This is a genomic window from Bradyrhizobium sp. BR 1432 (assembly GCF_051547705.1).
Lineage (GTDB): Bacteria > Pseudomonadota > Alphaproteobacteria > Rhizobiales > Xanthobacteraceae > Bradyrhizobium > Bradyrhizobium zhanjiangense.
Genome location: NZ_JBPUGF010000003.1, coordinates 4,303,750 through 4,322,801, shown reverse-complemented (window position 1 = coordinate 4,322,801; position 19,052 = coordinate 4,303,750). Strand labels below are relative to the sequence as shown.

Sequence of the window (19,052 nt, the reverse complement as noted above, 5' to 3'; positions counted from 1 at the left end):
ATTTGAGAGCGGCCCTGCGTCCATCCTTCGAGGCGCGCGCTCAGGCGGCGTCGCGCCGTGAGCGCTTGGCGGGCGCGTCGAACAGGATCCGCTCGATCGGCTGCGGACGGCCGAACAGATAGCCTTGCGCAAAATTGACGCCGAGCGCCTTCAGCCGCTCGAACTCCTCGCGGGTCTCGACGCCTTCCGCGGTGACCGACATGTCCAGCCCGCGCGCCAGCGTCACGATCGAGGAGATGATGGCGGAGCTGCGCGGCTGATTCGTGAGGTTGCGAATGAACGACTTGTCGATCTTGATCTTGTCGAACGGGAACGCAGTCAGATAGCTGAGCGAGGAATAGCCGGTGCCGAAATCGTCGAGCGCGAGCTCGATGCCGAGATGCTTCAGCCGCTCCATGAAGGCGTGGTTCTCGGTGCCGCGCTCCAGCAGCACGGATTCCGTGATCTCGATTTCCAGCCGCTGCGGCGGCAGACCGGAATTCTGCGAGCGCCGCCGAGATCATCTCGAACAGCTCCGCCTCCTTGAACTGGATCGGCGACAGGTTGACGGCAACCATCAGATCGGGCGGCCAGTTGGCGGCGTCAGCGCAGGCGCGGCGCAGCACGAATTCGCCGAGCGGCACGATCAGTCCGGTCTCCTCGGCGAGCGAAATGAACTGGTCCGGCGGGATCAGTCCGCGCGTCGGATGCCGCCAGCGCACCAGCGCCTCGAAGCCGCGCCGCACGCCGCTGAGGGCATCGACGAACGGCTGGTAGTGCACCTCGAGCTGACACTGCGCGATGGCGTCGCGCAAGTCGCCTTCCAGCGTGTTGCGCGCCTCGAGCTCGGCCGACATCGCCTCGTCATAGATGGTAAAGCAGTTGCGGCCCGCCGATTTCGAGCGGTAGAGCGCGAGGTCCGCTTTCTTCAACAGCTGTTCCTGATCGCTGCCGTGATCGGGCGCGATCGCGATGCCGATGCTGGTGCCGATCTCGACGCGATGCCCTGGCAGCAGGAAGGGTTCGGCCACCAGCTTGGCGATCCGTCCCGCCAATTCGGTCGAGCAGGCGCGCTGATCCTGACACCGCTCCTGGATGATGGCGAATTCGTCGCCGCCGAGCCGCGCCAGCACGTCATTGGCGCGCACTGCGGATTTCAGCCGCTGCGCCACCTGGCGCAGCAGCGCATCGCCGGCACCATGGCCGAGGGAATCGTTGACGTTCTTGAAGCGGTCGAGGTCGAGCATCAGAATGGAGAAGTTGGGGCCATCGTTCTTCAACCGGCCATCGAGCTCGTCGAGCCGGGCGAGGAAGAAGGCGCGGTTCGGCAGGCCGGTCAGGATGTCGGTCTGGGCGAGCTCGAGCACCCGCCGGTTCGCAAGCGACAGCCGGCGTGAATTGCGGCTGGCGAGCATGAGATAGGTCGACAGCGACAGCGTCAACAGCATGCCGACGATGAGGACTGCGGCGGCGCGATCGTAGGACGTCTCCAGTGAACCGCCCGCTGACGGCATGGCGCGCACCTGCCAATCGGTATCGCCGATCTTGAGAGTGCCCGACCAGTGCAGGGTGCGTTCGACATCGCGAATCGACCGTGGCGCCTTTGCAGCCGACGAATAATCCGGCTGCGTTTGCTCCAGGCTGACGATCTGCCCCGTGAAGGGCGGATAGACATTCACGCTGACGGCGGGGCTTGCTCCGGTCGTCACGCGAATGGTCTGGATCAGCAGCGGCAGGTCGAAGATGCCGACGACGAAGCCGGCGAGATTGCGGCGGCGGTCCGCGACGGTCTCGCGCGAGGTTCCCTTGGCGTAGACGGGAATGGCGACGAGGACGTCGGGCAGCTGGCCGCCCTCCTTCGGCTCGTAGAGGCGGGTGCGAATGGCAGCCAACCGATCGTTGTCGCGCGCGCGTTCCAGGACTGCGCGGCGCTCCGGCACCGTCGAATAGTCCATGCCGTAGACCGAAGACGTCTTCGGCTGGGTCGAGTAGAACACCGGAAAATACTCGTCGCTCTGCGGTGCGGTCACAAAGCCTTTGTCCTGGAGCGCCTTGATGCGATAGCCGGACACGCCGTCGGTGATCGCCGCAGCCTCGTAGTCGGTGCGCTCCTTGCGGTTGACGCGCGGCAGCCAGGCGATGCGAAGCATGCCGGGATGGCGCTCGAACAGCCGGGCGCTGAAGGTCTCGAATTCGCTGCGGGTGATTTCCTCGTTGGTCGATTCGAACAGCGTGCGCAGCGCGACGAGCCTGGAGATATACTCGTTCATGCCGTTCTGCATGACGATCGCTTCGGTTTCGGCCGCGTTCTCGAACTCGATCTTGTTAACGCGGTCCTCCCATCGCGCCACGGCGGCCGCGCCGACCAGCGAGAACAAGACACCGACGCCGACCGCGACGAGCGCCGGACGATACAGCCCGAGCAGCGGCGCGGCACGCCACCGTCCGGTCATGCGTTTCCGATCCTGATCGTTCTGATCGCGGTCGCCCATCCTGAAACCGCCCCGTCCCCTCTTCGCGACGCACCGAACCTCTGGTTGAGGGTCCGGAACCACTATCGGAACAAGGACGCGGTTAAGAACTGCACAATTTCGGAACCGAGCCGTTGTGCATTGCGTGGCTTAGTTAATGAAGTGCGCCAATGGCGCGGCATTGTGGAAGTAACTTGCCGGTTTTACCCGGAGTACTACGGTCCGCCGGTACATCGCCCAATTAGCGAGCTATTCAGGCTGCCGGGATAATGCTTCGCGGAGCTTCTCCGTTCATCCGGCAAGACCTCCCCGATGTATCGATTTCGATCGGCGCCATGCGTCGTCCTGACCATCGCGCTTTTGGCCGCAACCATGCTCGCGGCCAAAGCCGACGAGGCCGGCGTCAGCGCGGATGCGATCCTGTTCGGCCAGGCCGCCGCGCTCGAGGGTCCCTCTTCCGCGCTCGGACAGCGCATGCGGCAAGGCATCGTCGCGGCGTTCACCGAGATCAACGCCAAAGGCGGCGTGCACGGCCGCAAGCTGCAATTGATCAGCCGCGACGACGGCTACGACCCCGACCGCTCGGTGGCGCAGACGCTGCGGCTGATCGAGGACGACAAGGTGTTCGCGCTGATCGGCGCGGTGGGCACGCCGACTGCGATGGCGACGATTCCCATCACCAGCGCCAGGAACGTGCCCTTCATCGGCCCGTTCACCGGCGCCGAATTCCTGCGCGATCTCGAACTTGCAAACGTCGTCAACATCCGCGCGAGCTACGGCGCGGAAGCCGAAGCCTGGATCAAGCACCTCACCGAGGATCGCAAGTTCACCCGCATTGGCATCTTCTATCAGGATGATTCCTTCGGCCGTGACGGTCTGACCGGCGTGAAGCGCGCGCTCGCCAGACGCGGCCTCGAGCTCGCCGCCGAAGGCACCTTCGAGCGCAACACCCGCGCGGTTGCTCAGGCCTGGCGCATGATCAAGCGCGCGGACCCCGAAGCCATTGTCATGGTCGGGACCTATGGTCCCTGTGCCGAGTTCATCAAGCTCGCTCACCGCAGCGGCGCTCGTCCGACCTTCGTCAACATCTCCTTCGTCGGCGCCAATGCGCTCGCGAAGGAGCTCGGCCCCGAGGGCGAAGGCGTCATCGTCTCGCAGGTCGTGCCATCTCCCTGGGATCGCTCCTTGCGGCTCGTCGCCGACTACCAGGCGGCCCAGACAGCATTCGACCCGGCGCTGACGCCCGATTTCGTGTCGCTCGAAGGCTATCTCTCCGGCCGCCTCGCGGCCGCCGCGCTGGAAGCGGCCGGACCGAACCCGACGCGCGCGAGCCTCTTGCGCGCCATCAACGACGTCGGCCGCTTCGAGATCAGCGGCAGCATCGTCACCGTCGGCACGCGCATGATCGACGCGCCGCCGAAGGTATATCTGACGGTGATTCAGAAGGACGGGTCGTTCAAGGCCGTGGATCGGCTTTAGCGCGGATCAAGGCCGCCGCGTCCAGCGGTCGGCGTTGACGGCGCCTTGCGGGATCTCCCCCTTCACGATCGCCTCGACCTGACGCACCGTTTCCAGCGACTGATATTCGATCGCCTGCGGGGTCAAGCCGCCGACATGCGGCGTGGCGATCACGTTCGGCAGCTTTGCGAGCTCCGGTGTCGGCATTTGGTCGGGCGCGCGACCGACATCCATGGCCGCGCCGGCGATGCGATGCTCAAGCAATGCCCGAGCGAGTGCTGCCTCGTCGACGAGATTGCCGCGCGAGAGATTGATGAAGACGGCGTGCTTCTGCATCCGCGCCAGTGCTGCTTCCCCAATCAAGTTCTCGGTCTGCTCGTTGGCGACCGCAAGGCAGACGACATAATCCGACGCGGCGAGGAGTTCGTCGAGAGAGACCTGCCGGATCGCGCCGTCGCTGACGGTCGCGAAGGGATCGGCGACCAGCACCTCCATGCGCAGCACCTTCGCCAACTCGGCGAGGTAGCGCCCGATGCTGCCATAGCCGATGATGCCGATCCGGCTGCCGGCGAGCTGGCGGCCCATCCGCGCCTCCGGCTTGCGGCCGGCCTGGTAGTCGGCCGTGGTCCGCGAGACGCCGCGGGAGAGATCGACCATGAAGCCGAGCGCGAGCTCGGCCACCGCCTGCACGAAGCCGGGGCCGGCACGAGTCACGCAGCACGCCGGCCTCTGAGGCCGCCTCGACATTCACGTTGCGGATGTCGACGGCGCAGCGGACGAAGGCCCGCAGGCCCGGCAGCTGCGCAAAGATTTCGCCGCGCCCCTCGGTCATGCGGTCGGCGACGATGATGTCGGCATCCTTGGCCGCACGCACGAGGCCGGCTGCGTCCAGCGGCTCCTCGCCCTCGTGCAGGATCACCTCGGCGGCCGCGCGCAGGCCGTTCAGGCTGCGATCGCCGTAATAGTTCCGCCGCATCTCCGGCGTGTGGGCCAGCAGGACTTTCAAGGGCAAGACTCCTTCAATAGCCGAACGCGCGGCAGCGCGGTCGAGAGCCACGGCACGAAGGCGATGACGAGCAGACATAGCATCAACCGGCCCAGATAACCCGCGCAACAAAAAGAGCTGCGGGATCGTGATCCCGCAGCTCCCGCGTTTCAACGATGGCCGATGTCAGCGCGAATGCGCGCCGCTGAGTTGGCCGCCCGCCGCTTCGACGTCACGCGAGGGACGCAGCGCGTAGGCGCCGTCGCCGAGCAGGGCCTGCGCCGCGAGCGCGATCGCCCAGAAGGCGGGAATTCCCAGCCGCCCTTCGGATTGGTGAAGAAGAAGCCAGCCGCGCCGTGCACCGAGAAGATCGCGCCGAGCAGGATCGGGATTCCGGCCAGCGCCGCATAGCGGGTCCAGACGCCGAGGATCAGCGCGACGCCGCTGAGGACTTCCACGGTCATGATGAGATAGGCGAGCTCGGGCGGGAAGCCGAGGCTGCCGAAGAACTTTGCGGTGCCAGCCGGGGTGAACACAAAAAGCTTCAGGCTGGCATGGGCGAGGAACAGCGCGCCCAGGGTCACGCGCAGCACCAGCGCGGCGTAAGGGGCGGTACGGGAATTGATCATGGCAGGTCTCCTTTGCGGCGCAACATGATCTATTCTCATATCGATGATAATCTGCTATTTTCGAAATATACCTCACACCAACAGAGTGAGATAGGTTTGCTCGACCGCCTGACCAGCCTGGAGGTCTTCGCCAAGGTCGCTGCAGTCGGCAGCCTCTCCGGCGCGGCCCGGGCCATGGGCCTGTCGCAGACCATGGCGACCAAGCATGTCGCCTCGCTGGAGGCGCGGCTCGGCACAAAACTGTTCCACCGCACCACGCGGCGGCTCTCCATCACCGAGGCCGGACGGAGCTATCTTGAATTTGCCGAGCGCATTCTCGCCGACATGGAGGCCGCCGACGCCGCGATTGCACGCGAACGCGTCGAGCCGCGCGGGCTGCCGCGCGTCAACGTCCCCGTCGTGTTCGGCACAAGGCAGATTGCGCCGCTGATCGCGGAGTTTTCGGCAGCCCATACCGAGGTCACCGTCGAGCTCGGTCTCAACGACCGCATCGTCGACCTCGCCGAGGAAGGTTGGGACCTCGCGATCCGCATCGGCAGCTTGCGCGACTCCAGCATGGTGGCCCGAAAGCTCGCGCCGAACCGCCTCGTGGTCTGTGCCGCACCTTCCTATCTTGCCAAGCACGGCACGCCGCGCACCGTCGCCGACCTCGCCGGACATAATTGCCTCGGCTACACGCTCTCGCAGCAGGCGAGCGCGGCGGAATGGCTGTTCGGCGTCGAGGGCGAGATTCGCGTCCAGGTCAGCGGCACCTTGCGTGCCAACAACGGCGATGCGCTGCGCGCGGCGACGCTGGCCGGCCTTGGTCTCGCGCGACAACCCACCTTCATCATCGCCGACGATCTGCGCTCAGGCGCGCTCGTCGCACTCGCGCTCGACCAGCCGGAGATCCAGACTTCCGCAGTGCATGCGGTCTACCTGCCCGACCGCCGCCCGCCGGCCAAGGTGCGCGCCTTCATCGACTTTCTCGCCGCGCGCTTTGCGCCTGTGACACCCTGGGATCGCGGACTGCCATGACGGCGCACGGCCGGACGCGCCAGCTCCGGCAGACCCACTGCCCGATTTGTCGCACGCCCAACGTGAGCCAGCGCACATACAGTGTCATGGCAGGGACTTAGAAAAGGTGCCATCATCGTGCGCATTGCCGATGGAGGTGACACCATGCGCCGTCCAGCCTTTTCCAATTTGCTGCTTGCATCCGGTTTTCTTGCGCTCGCACAGGTGATGACGCCGAGCGACGCCGCCGCCGAAGCGCGGCTCGCGCTCGTGATCGGCCAATCCGCCTATCGGTACGGTGCCGGAACTGCCCAACGCCGCCAACGACGCCAAGGGCATGACGGAGCTGCTCGGCAATGCCGGCTTCACCGTCACCACGGCGGCCAATCTGGCGCAGAACGAGATGCGCGCGGCGATCTCGGATTTCGCCGGCAAGGTTGGCGCCAGCGGTGCCGATACCGTCGCTTTGGTGTTCTATGCCGGCCATGGCCTGCAGATCGACGGCGAGAACTATCTGGTGCCCATCGATCTCGACCCCAAGCGCGAGGCCGACATTCCGCTCCAGGGCGTGCGGCTGAACGACCTGCTCAACACGCTCGGCGCGCTGCCGACGCGGGCGCGCATCTTCATGCTCGATGCCTGCCGCAACAATCCGTTCCCCGCGCTCAGCGGCGCCGGCCATGGGCTTGCGATCGTCGATACCAAGGCCGGCGCGCCCGGGTCCTTCATCTCCTATTCGACCTCACCCGGCGCCGAAGCCGAGGACGGCAACGGCATCGACAGCCCCTACACCACGGCCGCGCTGACCATCGCCAAGCAGCCCAATCTGCCGATCGAGGAGGTGTTCAAGCGCATCCGCGTCGCGGTGGCGCAATCGACCGACGGGCGGCAGATCCCCTGGGAAAGCTCGTCGCTGACCACCGACTTCAAGTTCTTCGGCGAGAGCAGCGGCCAGCCGTCCTCCCTTCCAGGCGCAGATTCGATGGCGCTCGCCAGTGCCACGCGCAGCGTCGAGGATTGGCACAAGGATTTGCAGGGCAAGCCTGCCAAGGTCGCCTATGAGCTCGTGATCACTGAGGACACGGTGCCGGCCTGATCAGGCCTATATCGAGCTCTACGCACAGGACGCCCGCACGCCGCGCCTGCGCACCGTGCTGGCGCGGCGGCGGCAGATGCTGGCCTGGGAGCGCGCGGTCTCGATCAACACCCGCGCCTCGTTCGAAGCTTATCTTACGAACTGGGACAACAGCGATCTCGCCGCGACCGCGCGCAGGCTGCTGCTCCGCGTCCAGAACCGCAACTATGGCCTGCCCGTTGCCGCCGCAGCGTCCCCTGCCCCGGTCGCCGTCGCGATGGCGCCGACCTGCCCGTGCTCGACGCCATCGGCACCGGCAACGCCGGTCAATCCGAGCGTCGCGCCCATCATCAAGAAGCGCGTCGACGACACGCCGCCGAAGCGCAAGGTGGTCGAGACGCCGCCGAAGCGCCGGCCTGCTCCTCCGCCCGAGGAAGTGGTCTACGAGCGCGCGCCGCCCCCCGGTCCGCCGCCCGGCGCGGTGATGCAGGGCATCGGCATCGGAATCGGGATCGGCATGGGAATGGGCGGCCGCGGCGGAGATCACTATCGCGGCGACGACCGCAGATATTAAGCCGGTCCGGCACAAACAGAAATCCGGCTCGGCAATGGCACGAGCCGGATCTACTGCGACAGCACCGGATAATCCTGCTGGACGGCCTCCCGGATCCAGCCAGCCTGGATCGCGCGCGAGAGTATCTGCGCAGTCTTGATATCGTCGGCTTTCATGCAGAGATCGACAATGCGACGGACAGCGTCGTCGCGCATCAAATCGTCGGAGATCTTCATCGCGATTTCCATCGCGACGCGGGCCGCGCGTTCATAGCGCCCACGCGTGCTAGTCTGCGCTGAACCTCCGGCGGCTTCGGCGATCGCCCGCGCAGCCTGGCAGATATTGCGAATTCGGTCGGCTGCTTCGATGTCGCCGATCGGCCCCTGGATCGGCTCGTCCCAGATGTCAGCCGGTGCCGGCCTTGCGAACCACTTCATTGCCCCACCCCTGGTCTTCGATTGCTTGCGGCGTTCACGACATGCGGCGCGGGCCGATCGCCTCGAACTGCGCCTTCTGTTCGTCATTCAGCGTCGCGTAGAAATCATCGAGCGCCGCACGCACCGACTTGATGCCATCCAGCATCACGTCGAGGCGCTTGCGGATTGTGGCCATGCGTGCCGGCGGTGTCATCACCTCATTGGGCTCGCAGGCCGCCTTGAGCGATGCACTGACCTTGGCGCTGGTATCCTGGAGCACCTGGAGCGCCGCACGCTGGGTATCGTTCGGATGAATCCTCTCCTCGATCGTGGCGCCGGGCCAATCGAACGCGGCGGACGCGCTGCAACTCTGCACCGACGATCCGCTCGCATTGTTCGATGCGGTCGCGCGCCGCTGGTCGTCAGCCAGCGCGTTGAAGCGTGCCTTCTGCTCGTCGGTCAGCGAACCATAGAACTTGTCGAGCGCAGGCTGGACCAGATCGACGGCCTTCTGCATGGCCTCGACACGCTGCTGCATCGCCGCGAGCCGGCCGGGCGCCGTCGCTGCGGCCTGCGTCGGACAGGATGTGCGGATCAGCGCCGCAGCGTCAATCGAGGCATTGCCGAGCGCATCAAGATCGGCGCCTTGCGCATCGCTCGGCTGCACCGCGGCTGCAATCTGATCGATGGGCAGACCGACGATTGCACGGCGGTCGCTGCCGCAGAGCTGATCGAGCGGCGCGCTACGCGCCCGCCGTCGTCCCTGTGGTTGCTGCGGCAGATAGGCGGACAACCGATCATAACCGTAGGGACCGAAAATGCCGGCATAGATGTCCGGATAGCCGTAGCCCCAGAAGCCGAGGCCGTCGCCCCAGATCGTGTAGTCGTAGAGATCATTGTAGGCGAACGGCCAGAACAGCGGTCCGACCCAGCCATAGCCGCCACCCGCATGTTGCCACCATCCGCTGCTTGCGCCGCTCCAGCCCGCGAGTGCGGCTGCGGCGGCGAGCTGCGCACGCGCCGCCGGATTGCTGATCAGCCGGCCGCTCCGGAATGCGCTGGAGTTCAGGGCATTGCGGAAGTTCGCTGGCCGTAGCGCCGCATTGCGAATCTGACCGAAATTCGGGCCGCCATGCCGGGCGCCGGTGGTGAACCGCATCCCGCGATGATGCCCGCCGCCGTGCGCGTGCCCACCGCCATGGCCGCGGAAATGGCCGCCGCCGTGGTGGCCGCCGCCATGCCCGCCTCCATGGCCACCGCCGTGACCGCCGCCGCCCTTGGCCAGAGCCGAGCCTGCCAGCATGCAGGCAAACGCCACCGCGGCAATTCCGACGACCGGTCGCATCATCACACCCTCCCGCGCAAAGCCCTGCCATTGAGGCATCGGAACTTGGCGGGAATTGGAACCGGCAACGCTGCCGAAAGTTCCCGGTCCCCGGCTGCGCAGGCCCTAGGCCTCCGGCACGATCTTGCCGGGGTTGAAGATATTGAGCGGATCGAGCGCCTTTTTCAGCGCCCGCATCGCATCCAGCGCTTCGGGGCCGAGCTCGGCCTTGAGATATTTCTGCTTGCCCTGGCCGATGCCGTGCTCGCCGGTGCAGGTGCCGTCCATCGCCTGCGCACGCTCGACCAGGCGATGCATGAACTCCTCGCCGCGCGCCATCTCGCCGGGATCATTGACGTCGCAGACCAGCGAGCAGTGGAAATTGCCGTCGCCGACATGGCCGACGATCGGCGACAACAGGTTGAGGCGCTTGAGATCCTCCTCGGTCTCGCTGACGCAGTCGGCGAGACGCGAGATCGGCACGCAGACGTCGGTTGCGACCACGCCGATGCTGTCGCCGGGACGTAGCGCCTTGACCGACCAATAGGCGTCGTGCCGAGCCTGCCATAGTTTGGTGCGGTCCTCCGGCTTGGTGGTCCAGGAGAAATCGCCGCCGCCGCACTCCTTCGCGATTTCGCCAAAGGCCTTGGACTGTTCGGCGACCTCGATCTCGCTGCCGTGGAATTCCATCAGCAGCAGCGGCGTCTCCGGCAGCGTCAGCTTGGAATAGGCATTGCAGGCCTTGACCTGCGCAGCATTGAGCAGCTCGATGCGCGCCACGGGAATGCCGGTCTGGATCGCCAGGATCACCGCCTGACAGGCGCCGTGCACGGTTTCGAATGACACCGCGCCGGCCGCGATGGTCTCGGGGATGCCGCGCAGGCGAATGGTCAATTCCGAGATGATGCCGAGCGTGCCTTCGGCGCCGACGAACAGATGGGTGAGGTCGTAGCCGGCGGATGATTTCTTGGCACGCGTGCCTGTGGTGATGATCTCGCCGTCGCCGCGCACGACTTTCAGCGCCAGCACGCTCTCGCGCATGGTGCCGTAGCGCACCGCATTGGTGCCGGAAGCGCGGGTCGAAGCCATGCCGCCGAGCGAAGCGTCCGCGCCGGGATCGATCGGGAAGAACAGGCCCTGGTCGCGCAGATGCTCGTTGAGCGCCTTGCGGGTGACGCCGGGCTGGATCACGCAGTCGAGATCCTCGGCATGCACGGCGAGCACTTTGTTCATGTCGCGCAGGTCGATCGAGATGCCGCCGGCGGGCGCGTTGACCTGGCCCTCGAGCGAGGTGCCGGTGCCGAAGGGAATGACGGGCACGCGATTCTTGGCGCAGATCCGCACCACGTCCTGGATGTCGGCGGTCTCCTGCGCCATCACCACGCCGTCGGGCGGCTGGTTGACGATCCATGTCGTGGTATGGCCGTGCTGTTCGCGAACGGCCTGCGAGGTGATGAGGCGGTTGCCGAAGCGTGCGGCAAGCTGTTCCAGCGCACTTGCGAGGGCTTTCGGCTCCGGCCGCGGCGGATTATTGGTGATGGTCGTGCCCACGGACATTCCTCCCGAGAGAAGAACCGTGGCAAAGGACATAAAACCGGTCAAGTCAAGGGACCGGACGCATGGCTAGGGAAGGACATATGCCGGAGACTACCGCCTCAGCGCCCCAAGCGCAGCCATTCCGCGCCTCGATCATGCAGATCGAGCCGCAATGGATCGACTACAACGGCCATCTCAACATGGCCTATTACAACGTGATGTTCGACCGGGCGATCGACCAGCTCTGGCTCGAGCTCGGGATGGGGCCGGCCTACATGAAGGAGCGAGGCGGCTCGAGCTTCACCGCCGAATGCCATGTGCGCTATTTGCGCGAGATCCACCTCGGCGATCCCGTGCAGATCTTCGTCTGGCTGCTGGAGGCCGACGACAAGCGGCTGCACACCTTTGAGGAGATGCGTCACGCGACCGAGGGCTGGCTGTCGGCCACGTCCGAGAACATGTCGCTGCACATGGACATGAATGCGCGGCGCGTTGCGCCGTTTCCGCCTGATATCCGCGAGCGCATCGCTGCGGTCACAAAGGCCCACAGCGCGGTAGCCCGACCCGAGGGCATCGGCAGGAGCGTGGCGATGCCCTCGAAGCGATAAGTTCAGGTGCTGTGGTTCACCTCTCCCCAGCGGGGAGAGGTCGGATTGCGCAGCAATCCGGGTGAGGGGCCGCAGCAATAGCTGAGAGCGCAACCCCTCACCCGGATCGCATCTCACGATGCGATCCGACCTCTCCCTACGGGAGAGGTAACGTCGCCGCTATACCCTGTTGCGGCCGCGCGCCAAGCCGACCACGGCCGAGACCAGGAACAGGACGACCGCGATGAAGAAGATGATCTTGGCGATCTCGATCGAGGCGCCGGCGATGCCGCCGAAGCCCAGGATACCGGCGATCAGTGCGATAATCAGAAACGTCACAACCCAGCCAAGCATGGTCAACCCTCGTCTTGATGTCTGTCTGCGTCCAGCGCGGCTGCCGCGCCACCTGCCCAGACAATCTCGACGCGAGAACGATGGTTCCGGCCCACGCAAGAGCGAAATTCGCTGCCTTCGCAGGAACAAATCGAGCGGCCGCGCACGTGGAAAACCCTGTACCGGCGCCCCATATATGGACCAATCCCTGTTAAGAAGGCTCCCTTCCGTCACCCCGCGGTGCCATCGTGGGGCCAATGATTCGCATGACCGAGCCGAGCAAGATCACAGGCGTTCCCGACCACCAGCCCGCAGCCGGCGGCATCGCCGCGCGTGCGCGCGCCTCGGTGGGCCCGAAGTATCTCTCCGGGCTCAATCCGGAGCAGCGCGAGGCGGTGGAGACGCTGGACGGTCCGGTCCTGGTGCTGGCCGGCGCCGGCACCGGCAAGACGCGCGTCCTGACCACGCGCATCGCCCACATCCTGAGCCAGGGCCGCGCCCGCCCCGCCGAGATCCTGTCGGTGACCTTCACCAACAAGGCCGCGCGCGAGATGAAGCACCGGCTCGGCCAGATGCTGGGCCATGCCGTCGAGGGCATGCCGTGGCTCGGCACCTTCCACTCCATCGGCGGCCGCATCCTGCGCGTCCATGCCGAGCTGGCGCAGCTCAAGTCGAACTTCACCGTGCTCGACGTCGACGATCAGGTCCGGCTGCTCAAGCAGTTGCTCCAGGCCGAGAACATCGACGACAAGCGCTGGCCGGCACGCATGCTGGCCGGGCTGATCGACGGTTGGAAGAACCGCGGCCTGATGCCGTCGCAGGTGCCGTCGGGCGAGGCCGCGATGTTCGCCAACGGCAAGGGCGGCAAGCTCTATGCGAGCTACCAGGAGCGGCTGAAGATATTGAACGCCGCCGATTTCGGCGATCTGCTGCTGGAGAACATCCGCATCTTCCGCGAGCATCCGGACATCCTGCGGCAGTACCAGCAGCGCTTCAAATTCATCCTGGTCGACGAGTACCAAGACACCAACGTCGCGCAGTATCTGTGGCTGCGACTGCTGTCGCAGGCGCCGTCTTCCTTCACCTCTCCCCGCTTGCGGGGAGAGGTCGGATCACCTTTAGGCGATCCGGGTGAGGGGGTACAGGACCAACCAGAGATATCGCTCGCGGAGAGAGCCCCTCACCCCAGCCCTCTCCCCGTGAAGGACGGGGAGAGGGAGAAAACCAAAAACATCTGCTGCGTCGGCGACGACGACCAGTCGATCTATGGCTGGCGCGGCGCCGAGGTCGACAACATCCTGCGCTTCGAGCACGATTTCCCGGGTGCCAAGGTCATTCGCCTCGAGCGCAATTACCGCTCGACCGGCCACATCCTCGCCGCCGCCTCGCATTTGATCGCGCATAATGAAGGCCGGCTCGGCAAGACGCTGCGCACCGAGGACCAGGACGGCGAGAAGGTCACGGTGACGGGCTCGTGGGATTCCGAAGAGGAAGCGCGCGGCATCGGCGAGGAGATCGAGCAGTTCCAGCGCCAGGGCGAGAAGCTCAACGAGATCGCGATCCTGGTGCGCGCCTCCTACCAGATGCGCGAGTTCGAAGACCGCTTTGTCACGCTCGGCCTGCCCTATCGCGTCATCGGCGGCCCGCGCTTCTATGAGCGCGCCGAAATCCGCGACGCGCTCGCCTATCTGCGCGTCATCAATTCACCCGCCGACGATCTCGCCTTCGAGCGCATCGTCAACACGCCCAAGCGCGGCCTTGGCGACGCCACCGTGCAGATGCTGCACGACCACGCGCGCAAGCGCCGCATCCCGCTGTTCGAAGCGGCACGCGCGGTGGTCGAGACCGACGAGCTGAAGCCGAAGGCGCGCGGGTCGCTTCGCGATCTCATCACGCAGTTCGACCGCTGGCGTGCCCAGCGCGAAGTCACCACGCATACCGACCTCGCCCAGATCGTGCTCGACGAGAGCGGATACACCGAGATGTGGCAGAAGGACCGTTCGGCCGACGCCGCGGGCCGACTGGAGAACCTGAAAGAACTCGTGCGCTCGATGGAGGAGTTCGAGAACCTGCAGGGATTCCTCGAGCACATCTCGCTGGTGATGGACCGCGACGGCGGCGCTGAGGACGACGCGGTGTCGCTGATGACGCTGCATTCGGCCAAGGGACTCGAATTCGACAACGTGTTCTTGCCGGGCTGGGAGGAAGGCCTGTTCCCGAGCCAGCGCACGCTGGATGAGCAAGGCCGCGCCGGGCTGGAAGAAGAGCGCCGGCTCGGCCATGTCGGTCTCACGCGCGCCCGACGCCGCGCGAAAATCTATTTTGCGACCAACCGCCGGATCCATGGCACCTGGTCGACCACGATCCCCTCGCGCTTCCTCGACGAATTGCCGACGGCCAATGTCGAGATCACGGAATCCAAGGGCGGCTCGGCCTGGGGCGGCACCGGCGGCTACGGCGCCTCCCGCTTCGACGACATGGAGGCATTCGGCTCCAGCTATTCGACGCCGGGCTGGCAGCGGGCGCAGGCCAACCGCAACCGCGGCGGTTTCGAGGAAGAGGCCACCTCGTTCTCCTCTTCGTCCTCGCCCGATTTCGGCAGCTTCTCCTCGCGCCGCCGCGGTCCCCTCACCATCGAGGGCGAGCTGGTCGCCAAGTCGACCGGCACGACCTCGGAATTCTCGCTGGAAGACCGCGTCTTCCACCAGAAATTCGGCTATGGCCGCGTCACCAAGATCGACGGCAACAAGCTCACCATCGCCTTCGACAAGGCCGGCGAGAAGAAGGTCGTGGACAGTTTTGTGCAGCGGGCGTGAGGCCATGCCTCACTACATCGCCATCATCGAGGATGCCGGCCCGGACGATGCCGTCGGCGTCTGGTTTCCGGACCTGCCCGGCTGTATTTCCGGTGGCGACGACGTCGACGAGGCCCTGGAGAATGCGCCCGAGGCGCTCGCGCTCTATGCGCAGGACCTGATCGAGGGCGGCCGGCAGCTTCCTCCGCCGCGAACGCTGGCTGAGCTCGAGGCCGATCCGGAATTTGCCGACGATCTCAGGAACCACATGGTCGCCCGGATCGAATTTCCCGCCCGCGCGGATACCACGGAGTGAGGACTGTTCGCCGCACTGGCCGGACTCTCGACAGTTCTGGTCCGAACAGGCCTTGACCATCGCGAACTTCCCCGTATCAGATGCAACCCATGGTCCGGGGCTCCATCACATTGATCGTACTTGTATTGGGGATGCCGTCGCTTGCGGCGGCGGAGACCATGAGCTTTGGCGATTCGATCGGAAAGCTGGCGGCGAGCTGCGGTGCGGAAATCGTCGCCAATTGCCGCGGCGTCAATCCGGATTCGACCCGGCTGAAGGAGTGCCTGTCGCGCAACCGCGACGTGCTGTCCCCGCAATGCCAGAGCGACTATCTCGGCGTCTTCGACGCCATCCAGAAGCGCGTCGCCGCGCGCGTCACGGTGGCGAACGCCTGCCAGCGCGAAATCGTCAAGGTCTGCGGCGGCTCGACCAAGGAGACCAGCAAATCGATCCCCTGCCTGGTCTCGACGCCCAAGGGCATCAGCAACAACTGCCTGAAGGCCGTCGACGACGCGGGGTATCGCTGATGCGCGCGAAGGGGCGCTCCACCGCCGGACTAGGCATCGCGCTGGGCTTCGCCCTGCTCGCGGGCGCCGCCCGCGCGCAGACGGCGGCGCCGACCCGCGACGACATCGTCGGCAAGCTCAACCATTTCGAGGAAGCCGCCGAGGTCGACCTTCCCGCGCTGAAGCAGCAGGTGATGGAGCGCGCCAAGGCCAGGATCAAGAACGATCCCGGTCCGGTGAATCGGCCGCTGATCGCGCCTGACCTCGCCAAGCTGCCCGCCTTCAACGCACAGATCCAGTTCGACGCAGACACGCCGATCATCCAGCCGGCATCCTACCAGACCGTCGGCCGCATTGCGGATGCGCTGGTGCATTCCTCGCTGCTGCCCTACACCTTCCTGATCGTCGGCCATGTCGAATCCAATTCGAAGACGCGCGAGGCCAATGCGATCCTGAGCCAGCGCCGCGCGGACGCGATCCGCGACGTGCTGGTGAACACGTTCAAGATCTCGACCAAGCGGCTGCATCCGATCGGCCTCGGCGAGGAGCAGTTTCTCGACCGGGCCAAGCCGACTTCGGCCGTCAACGGCCAGTTGCAGATCCTGACCTATGCCAAGCTGCCGGAGGAGCCTGCGCGTCCGACTGCGGCACCTGCGCCTGCGGCGAAAAAGCCCGCCAAGAAACGCTGAGCGAACGCGGCTTCGCGCTGACGGAACCCTTTGAAGTTCTAGCCATTTTGTGATCTGTCTCACAGCGCAACAGCGCGGTCTCGCGCGACAATAGCGCCAGTTTGTGCACCGCCCTATCAGGTGCTATAGCCTCTGTTCGCCCCTTCCCCCGACCCCGTGCTGCATGAGACCGAAATGGGTGGCTTTTTTCAGCGCCAACTTGCCGTCTACGTCGAGTACCATCGCGATCCCCGGAACACGGCGATGCATGTGGTCGGCATCCTCCTGCTGTTCACCGGCGCTGTCATGCCGTTGACACTGGTCAAGCTGCCGCTGTTCGGATTCGATGTCAGCCTCGCGGTGATCCTGGCGCTGCCGGTTCTGATTTACTGGCTGCTGCTCGATCTGGGGCTCGGGCTCGGCATTCTGGCCGTCTCCATTGTGCTGTTTTCGATTGCGACCGCCATCGCGGCGCAAGTCAGCATAGTGGCGATGTGGGCGATTTTCGCCACGATGGTCGTGCTCGGCCTCGCCGCGCAGACCATCGGCCACAAGGTTTTTGAGGGGCGCGAGGCCTCGTTGTTCACTTTTCCTTCGCATCTTTTGCTTGGGCCGATGTTCGTGATGGCAAAATTATTCATTGCACTGGGCTTCCGTCGCGACCTTGCCGCGATTCTGGGGCCTCTTCCGACCAATTCCCTTTCGACTCGATAACTTCCAGAAGCGAAACAGCAAACCGTCTTCATGGCTCTCGTACTGGTTACCGGTGGCAGCGGCTTCATCGGACATCATCTCGTAGAAGCGCTCCGCGCCCGTGGGCAGCGGGTGCGTGTTCTCGATGTTCGTGCGCCGGCCGCGGCGAACGCGGATGTTGAATATGCCCATGGCTCGGTGCTGGACCGCGATGCGGTCGATGCCGCGCTGGCCGGCGTCGATCAGATCTATCACCTCGCCGGCCTGCCCGGCATGTGGGCCGCCAACAAGCAGGACTTTCACGAGGTCAATTGCCGCGGCACCGAGATCGTGCTCGCGGCCGCGATGAAGCGCGGCGTGTCGCGCTTCCTGCACTGCTCAACCGAATCGATCCTGTTCCCCTATTCCGAGCTCAACGGTGTTCCCGCCGAGGAGGCACTGCAGCCGGCCGCTGCGATGCCCGGCGCCTATACGCGCTCGAAGTCGCTCGCCGAGCATTGCGCCGCGAAGGCCGCGGCTAGCGGCTATCCGCTCGTGATCGGCACGCCGACCATGCCGATCGGCGCAGCCGACCACAATCTGACGCCGCCGACCGCGATGCTGTGGTACTTCCTCCAGAAGAAGGTGCAGCCGCATCTCAACTTCCTGGTCAACCTCGTCGACGTCCGCGACGTCGCCATGGGCCTCGTGCTGACCATGGAGCGTGGCCGCATCGGCCACCGCTACATTCTCGGCGGCGACTGCGTCCCGCTCGGCAACATCCTGCGCATGATGTCGGCGATGAGCGGCCGCCGGCAGTTTCCGGTCGTCGTGCCCGGCAGGATCGCCGAGCTCTCCGCGATCATGCTTGAATACATCGCTGATCACGTCACGCGCCGGCCGCCGAACGGCACCGCCGAGGGCGTGCGCATCGCGCTGGCCGCGAGCGATCTCTCGATCGGCAAGGCCCGCACCGAGCTCGGCTATTCGCCGCGTCCGATCGAGCCGGTCCTGCGCGAAACCATCACCCACCTTCTCGCCCGCGGCGGCCTGCCCGCCTCCGGCGCCATCGAGCATCACGCGCTCTCCTCGCGCGCGAGCTGAGCGCTCCGCCCAACGCAAAGAACCTTCATGTCCTTCGATTTCAGCAAGCTTCTCTCTGTCGCCTGGGGTGGTTGGACCACGACCTGGCCGACGCAACTGCTCGCCCTGATCTGGCTCGCCTGGCTCGTCAGTTGGGTCGGAGCCTCGTTCTGGCAGGGCCGCACCCAGAAGCAGGTGATGACGCTGGAGTCCGGCCGCTATCGCATCCCGATCCTGGTCGGTGGCATCCTGTTCACGCCGTGGACAGCCGAAGTGCTGAACGAGAAGCCGCTCTGGGTGTTCAGCAACACCGGCGTCTACATCACGGCCCTGATCGTGCTCGCCGGCATCTCCTTCACCTGGTGGGGACGGCTGCATCTCGGCAAATTCTGGTCCAACACCATCACCCACAAGGAAGACCATCGCGTCATCGATACGGGTCCCTACGGCATCGTGCGCCACCCGATCTACACCGGCCTGATCGCGGGCATGCTCGCGACCGGCATCGCGGTCGGCACCGTGACCGCGATCCTCGGTGCCATCCTGATCTCGCTCGGCATGTGGCAGAAGGGGCGGATGGAAGAAGTGTTCTTGTCCAAGGAACTCGGCGAAGACGCCTACGGCGCCTATTGCCGCCGCGTGCCAATGATCATCCCGTTCCTGTCGCCGCGGTGACGAAGAGGCCGCCACA

At 65.5% G+C, this 19,052-nt stretch carries 15 protein-coding genes and 4 pseudogenes; 11 read left to right on the top strand and 8 right to left on the bottom strand.

Annotated features, from left to right (window positions below; translation table 11 throughout):
- Positions 1 to 40: 40 nt before the first annotated feature.
- Positions 41 to 2,432, bottom strand: a pseudogene (locus ACSKB8_RS20785) (bifunctional diguanylate cyclase/phosphodiesterase).
- Between the two features lie 330 nt (positions 2,433 to 2,762).
- Between ACSKB8_RS20785 and ACSKB8_RS20780 the strand changes: the two are divergent.
- Positions 2,763 to 3,929 (top strand): ABC transporter substrate-binding protein, encoded by a 1,167-nt coding sequence (locus ACSKB8_RS20780; RefSeq protein ID WP_438106055.1) that lies wholly within the window; start codon positions 2,763 to 2,765, stop codon positions 3,927 to 3,929.
- Positions 3,930 to 3,935: 6 nt separating this feature from the next.
- Here ACSKB8_RS20780 and ACSKB8_RS20775 read toward each other — a convergent pair.
- Both ACSKB8_RS20775 and ACSKB8_RS20770 read right to left on the bottom strand, forming a co-directional pair.
- A pseudogene (locus ACSKB8_RS20775) lies at positions 3,936 to 4,914 on the bottom strand (hydroxyacid dehydrogenase).
- A gap of 165 nt (positions 4,915 to 5,079) precedes the next feature.
- Positions 5,080 to 5,522: pseudogene (locus tag ACSKB8_RS20770) on the bottom strand (DoxX family protein).
- Between the two features lie 96 nt (positions 5,523 to 5,618).
- Here ACSKB8_RS20770 and ACSKB8_RS20765 point away from each other — a divergent pair.
- Complete coding sequence (locus tag ACSKB8_RS20765) at positions 5,619 to 6,539, top strand: LysR family transcriptional regulator (protein WP_438106053.1); 921 nt, start codon at positions 5,619 to 5,621, stop codon at positions 6,537 to 6,539.
- Positions 6,540 to 6,623: 84 nt separating this feature from the next.
- Here ACSKB8_RS20765 and ACSKB8_RS20760 read toward each other — a convergent pair whose 3' ends face one another.
- Complete coding sequence (locus ACSKB8_RS20760) at positions 6,624 to 6,800, bottom strand: hypothetical protein (protein ID WP_438110901.1); 177 nt, start codon at positions 6,798 to 6,800, stop codon at positions 6,624 to 6,626.
- On the opposite strand from ACSKB8_RS20760, the pseudogene ACSKB8_RS20755 reads away from it, so the two are divergent.
- A pseudogene (locus ACSKB8_RS20755) lies at positions 6,744 to 8,167 on the top strand (caspase family protein). The gene ACSKB8_RS20760 and the pseudogene ACSKB8_RS20755 overlap by 57 nt on opposite strands.
- Before the next feature lie 50 nt (positions 8,168 to 8,217).
- Here the strand turns inward: ACSKB8_RS20755 and ACSKB8_RS20750 are convergent.
- The 3 genes from ACSKB8_RS20750 to ACSKB8_RS20740 form a co-directional block, all read right to left on the bottom strand.
- Positions 8,218 to 8,583, bottom strand: coding sequence for a hypothetical protein (locus ACSKB8_RS20750; RefSeq protein ID WP_438106052.1), 366 nt, complete (start codon positions 8,581 to 8,583; stop codon positions 8,218 to 8,220).
- Between the two features lie 34 nt (positions 8,584 to 8,617).
- Positions 8,618 to 9,910 carry a Spy/CpxP family protein refolding chaperone gene (locus ACSKB8_RS20745; RefSeq protein WP_438106050.1) on the bottom strand — a complete coding sequence of 431 codons (1,293 nt, stop codon included), beginning with the start codon at positions 9,908 to 9,910 and terminating at the stop codon, positions 8,618 to 8,620.
- Positions 9,911 to 10,012: 102 nt separating this feature from the next.
- A complete protein-coding gene (locus tag ACSKB8_RS20740) occupies positions 10,013 to 11,437 on the bottom strand; it encodes an FAD-binding oxidoreductase (protein WP_438106048.1) in 1,425 nt (474 codons plus the stop codon).
- A gap of 86 nt (positions 11,438 to 11,523) precedes the next feature.
- Here ACSKB8_RS20740 and ACSKB8_RS20735 point away from each other — a divergent pair, with 86 nt between their 5' ends.
- The gene (locus ACSKB8_RS20735; RefSeq protein WP_438106046.1) at positions 11,524 to 12,030 is read left to right on the top strand and encodes a thioesterase family protein; all 507 of its coding nucleotides are present in this window, start codon (positions 11,524 to 11,526) and stop codon (positions 12,028 to 12,030) included.
- Between the two features lie 159 nt (positions 12,031 to 12,189).
- Here ACSKB8_RS20735 and ACSKB8_RS20730 read toward each other — a convergent pair whose 3' ends face one another.
- Positions 12,190 to 12,363, bottom strand: a complete 174-nt coding sequence (locus ACSKB8_RS20730) for a DUF1328 domain-containing protein (protein ID WP_438106044.1) — start codon at positions 12,361 to 12,363, stop codon at positions 12,190 to 12,192.
- Between the two features lie 236 nt (positions 12,364 to 12,599).
- On the opposite strand from ACSKB8_RS20730, the gene ACSKB8_RS20725 reads away from it, so the two are divergent.
- The 7 genes from ACSKB8_RS20725 to ACSKB8_RS20695 all read left to right on the top strand — a co-directional run bounded on the left by ACSKB8_RS20725 (position 12,600) and on the right by ACSKB8_RS20695 (position 19,036).
- Positions 12,600 to 15,158, top strand: coding sequence for an ATP-dependent helicase (locus tag ACSKB8_RS20725; protein ID WP_438106042.1), 2,559 nt, complete (start codon positions 12,600 to 12,602; stop codon positions 15,156 to 15,158).
- A gap of 4 nt (positions 15,159 to 15,162) precedes the next feature.
- Positions 15,163 to 15,453: a type II toxin-antitoxin system HicB family antitoxin gene (locus tag ACSKB8_RS20720; protein ID WP_370989356.1), complete on the top strand. Its 291-nt coding sequence runs from the start codon at positions 15,163 to 15,165 to the stop codon at positions 15,451 to 15,453.
- A gap of 89 nt (positions 15,454 to 15,542) precedes the next feature.
- Positions 15,543 to 15,959, top strand: a complete 417-nt coding sequence (locus ACSKB8_RS20715; RefSeq protein ID WP_091879108.1) for a hypothetical protein — start codon at positions 15,543 to 15,545, stop codon at positions 15,957 to 15,959.
- Positions 15,959 to 16,627, top strand: a complete 669-nt coding sequence (locus ACSKB8_RS20710) for an OmpA family protein (RefSeq protein WP_438106040.1) — start codon at positions 15,959 to 15,961, stop codon at positions 16,625 to 16,627. Before ACSKB8_RS20715 ends, ACSKB8_RS20710 begins: the two co-directional genes overlap by 1 nt.
- A 174-nt stretch (positions 16,628 to 16,801) precedes the next feature.
- A complete protein-coding gene (locus ACSKB8_RS20705; RefSeq protein ID WP_438110600.1) occupies positions 16,802 to 17,320 on the top strand; it encodes a DUF962 domain-containing protein in 519 nt (172 codons plus the stop codon).
- Positions 17,321 to 17,350: 30 nt separating this feature from the next.
- Positions 17,351 to 18,382, top strand: coding sequence for an NAD-dependent epimerase/dehydratase family protein (locus tag ACSKB8_RS20700; RefSeq protein WP_438106038.1), 1,032 nt, complete (start codon positions 17,351 to 17,353; stop codon positions 18,380 to 18,382).
- 27 nt (positions 18,383 to 18,409) lie between these two features.
- Positions 18,410 to 19,036 carry a methyltransferase family protein gene (locus ACSKB8_RS20695; protein ID WP_438106036.1) on the top strand — a complete coding sequence of 209 codons (627 nt, stop codon included), beginning with the start codon at positions 18,410 to 18,412 and terminating at the stop codon, positions 19,034 to 19,036.
- The last annotated feature ends 16 nt before the right edge of the window (positions 19,037 to 19,052 follow it).

Coding starts and splice junctions, on each gene's coding strand:
- ACSKB8_RS20780 (WP_438106055.1), top strand. CDS start 2,763: ATGTATCGATTTCGATCGGCGCCATGCGTCGTCCTGACCATCGCGCTT.
- ACSKB8_RS20750 (WP_438106052.1), bottom strand. CDS start 8,583: ATGAAGTGGTTCGCAAGGCCGGCACCGGCTGACATCTGGGACGAGCCG.
- ACSKB8_RS20745 (WP_438106050.1), bottom strand. CDS start 9,910: ATGATGCGACCGGTCGTCGGAATTGCCGCGGTGGCGTTTGCCTGCATG.
- ACSKB8_RS20735 (WP_438106046.1), top strand. CDS start 11,524: ATGCCGGAGACTACCGCCTCAGCGCCCCAAGCGCAGCCATTCCGCGCC.
- ACSKB8_RS20730 (WP_438106044.1), bottom strand. CDS start 12,363: ATGCTTGGCTGGGTTGTGACGTTTCTGATTATCGCACTGATCGCCGGT.
- ACSKB8_RS20725 (WP_438106042.1), top strand. CDS start 12,600: ATGATTCGCATGACCGAGCCGAGCAAGATCACAGGCGTTCCCGACCAC.
- ACSKB8_RS20720 (WP_370989356.1), top strand. CDS start 15,163: ATGCCTCACTACATCGCCATCATCGAGGATGCCGGCCCGGACGATGCC.
- ACSKB8_RS20715 (WP_091879108.1), top strand. CDS start 15,543: ATGGTCCGGGGCTCCATCACATTGATCGTACTTGTATTGGGGATGCCG.
- ACSKB8_RS20710 (WP_438106040.1), top strand. CDS start 15,959: ATGCGCGCGAAGGGGCGCTCCACCGCCGGACTAGGCATCGCGCTGGGC.
- ACSKB8_RS20705 (WP_438110600.1), top strand. CDS start 16,802: ATGGGTGGCTTTTTTCAGCGCCAACTTGCCGTCTACGTCGAGTACCAT.
- ACSKB8_RS20700 (WP_438106038.1), top strand. CDS start 17,351: ATGGCTCTCGTACTGGTTACCGGTGGCAGCGGCTTCATCGGACATCAT.
- ACSKB8_RS20695 (WP_438106036.1), top strand. CDS start 18,410: ATGTCCTTCGATTTCAGCAAGCTTCTCTCTGTCGCCTGGGGTGGTTGG.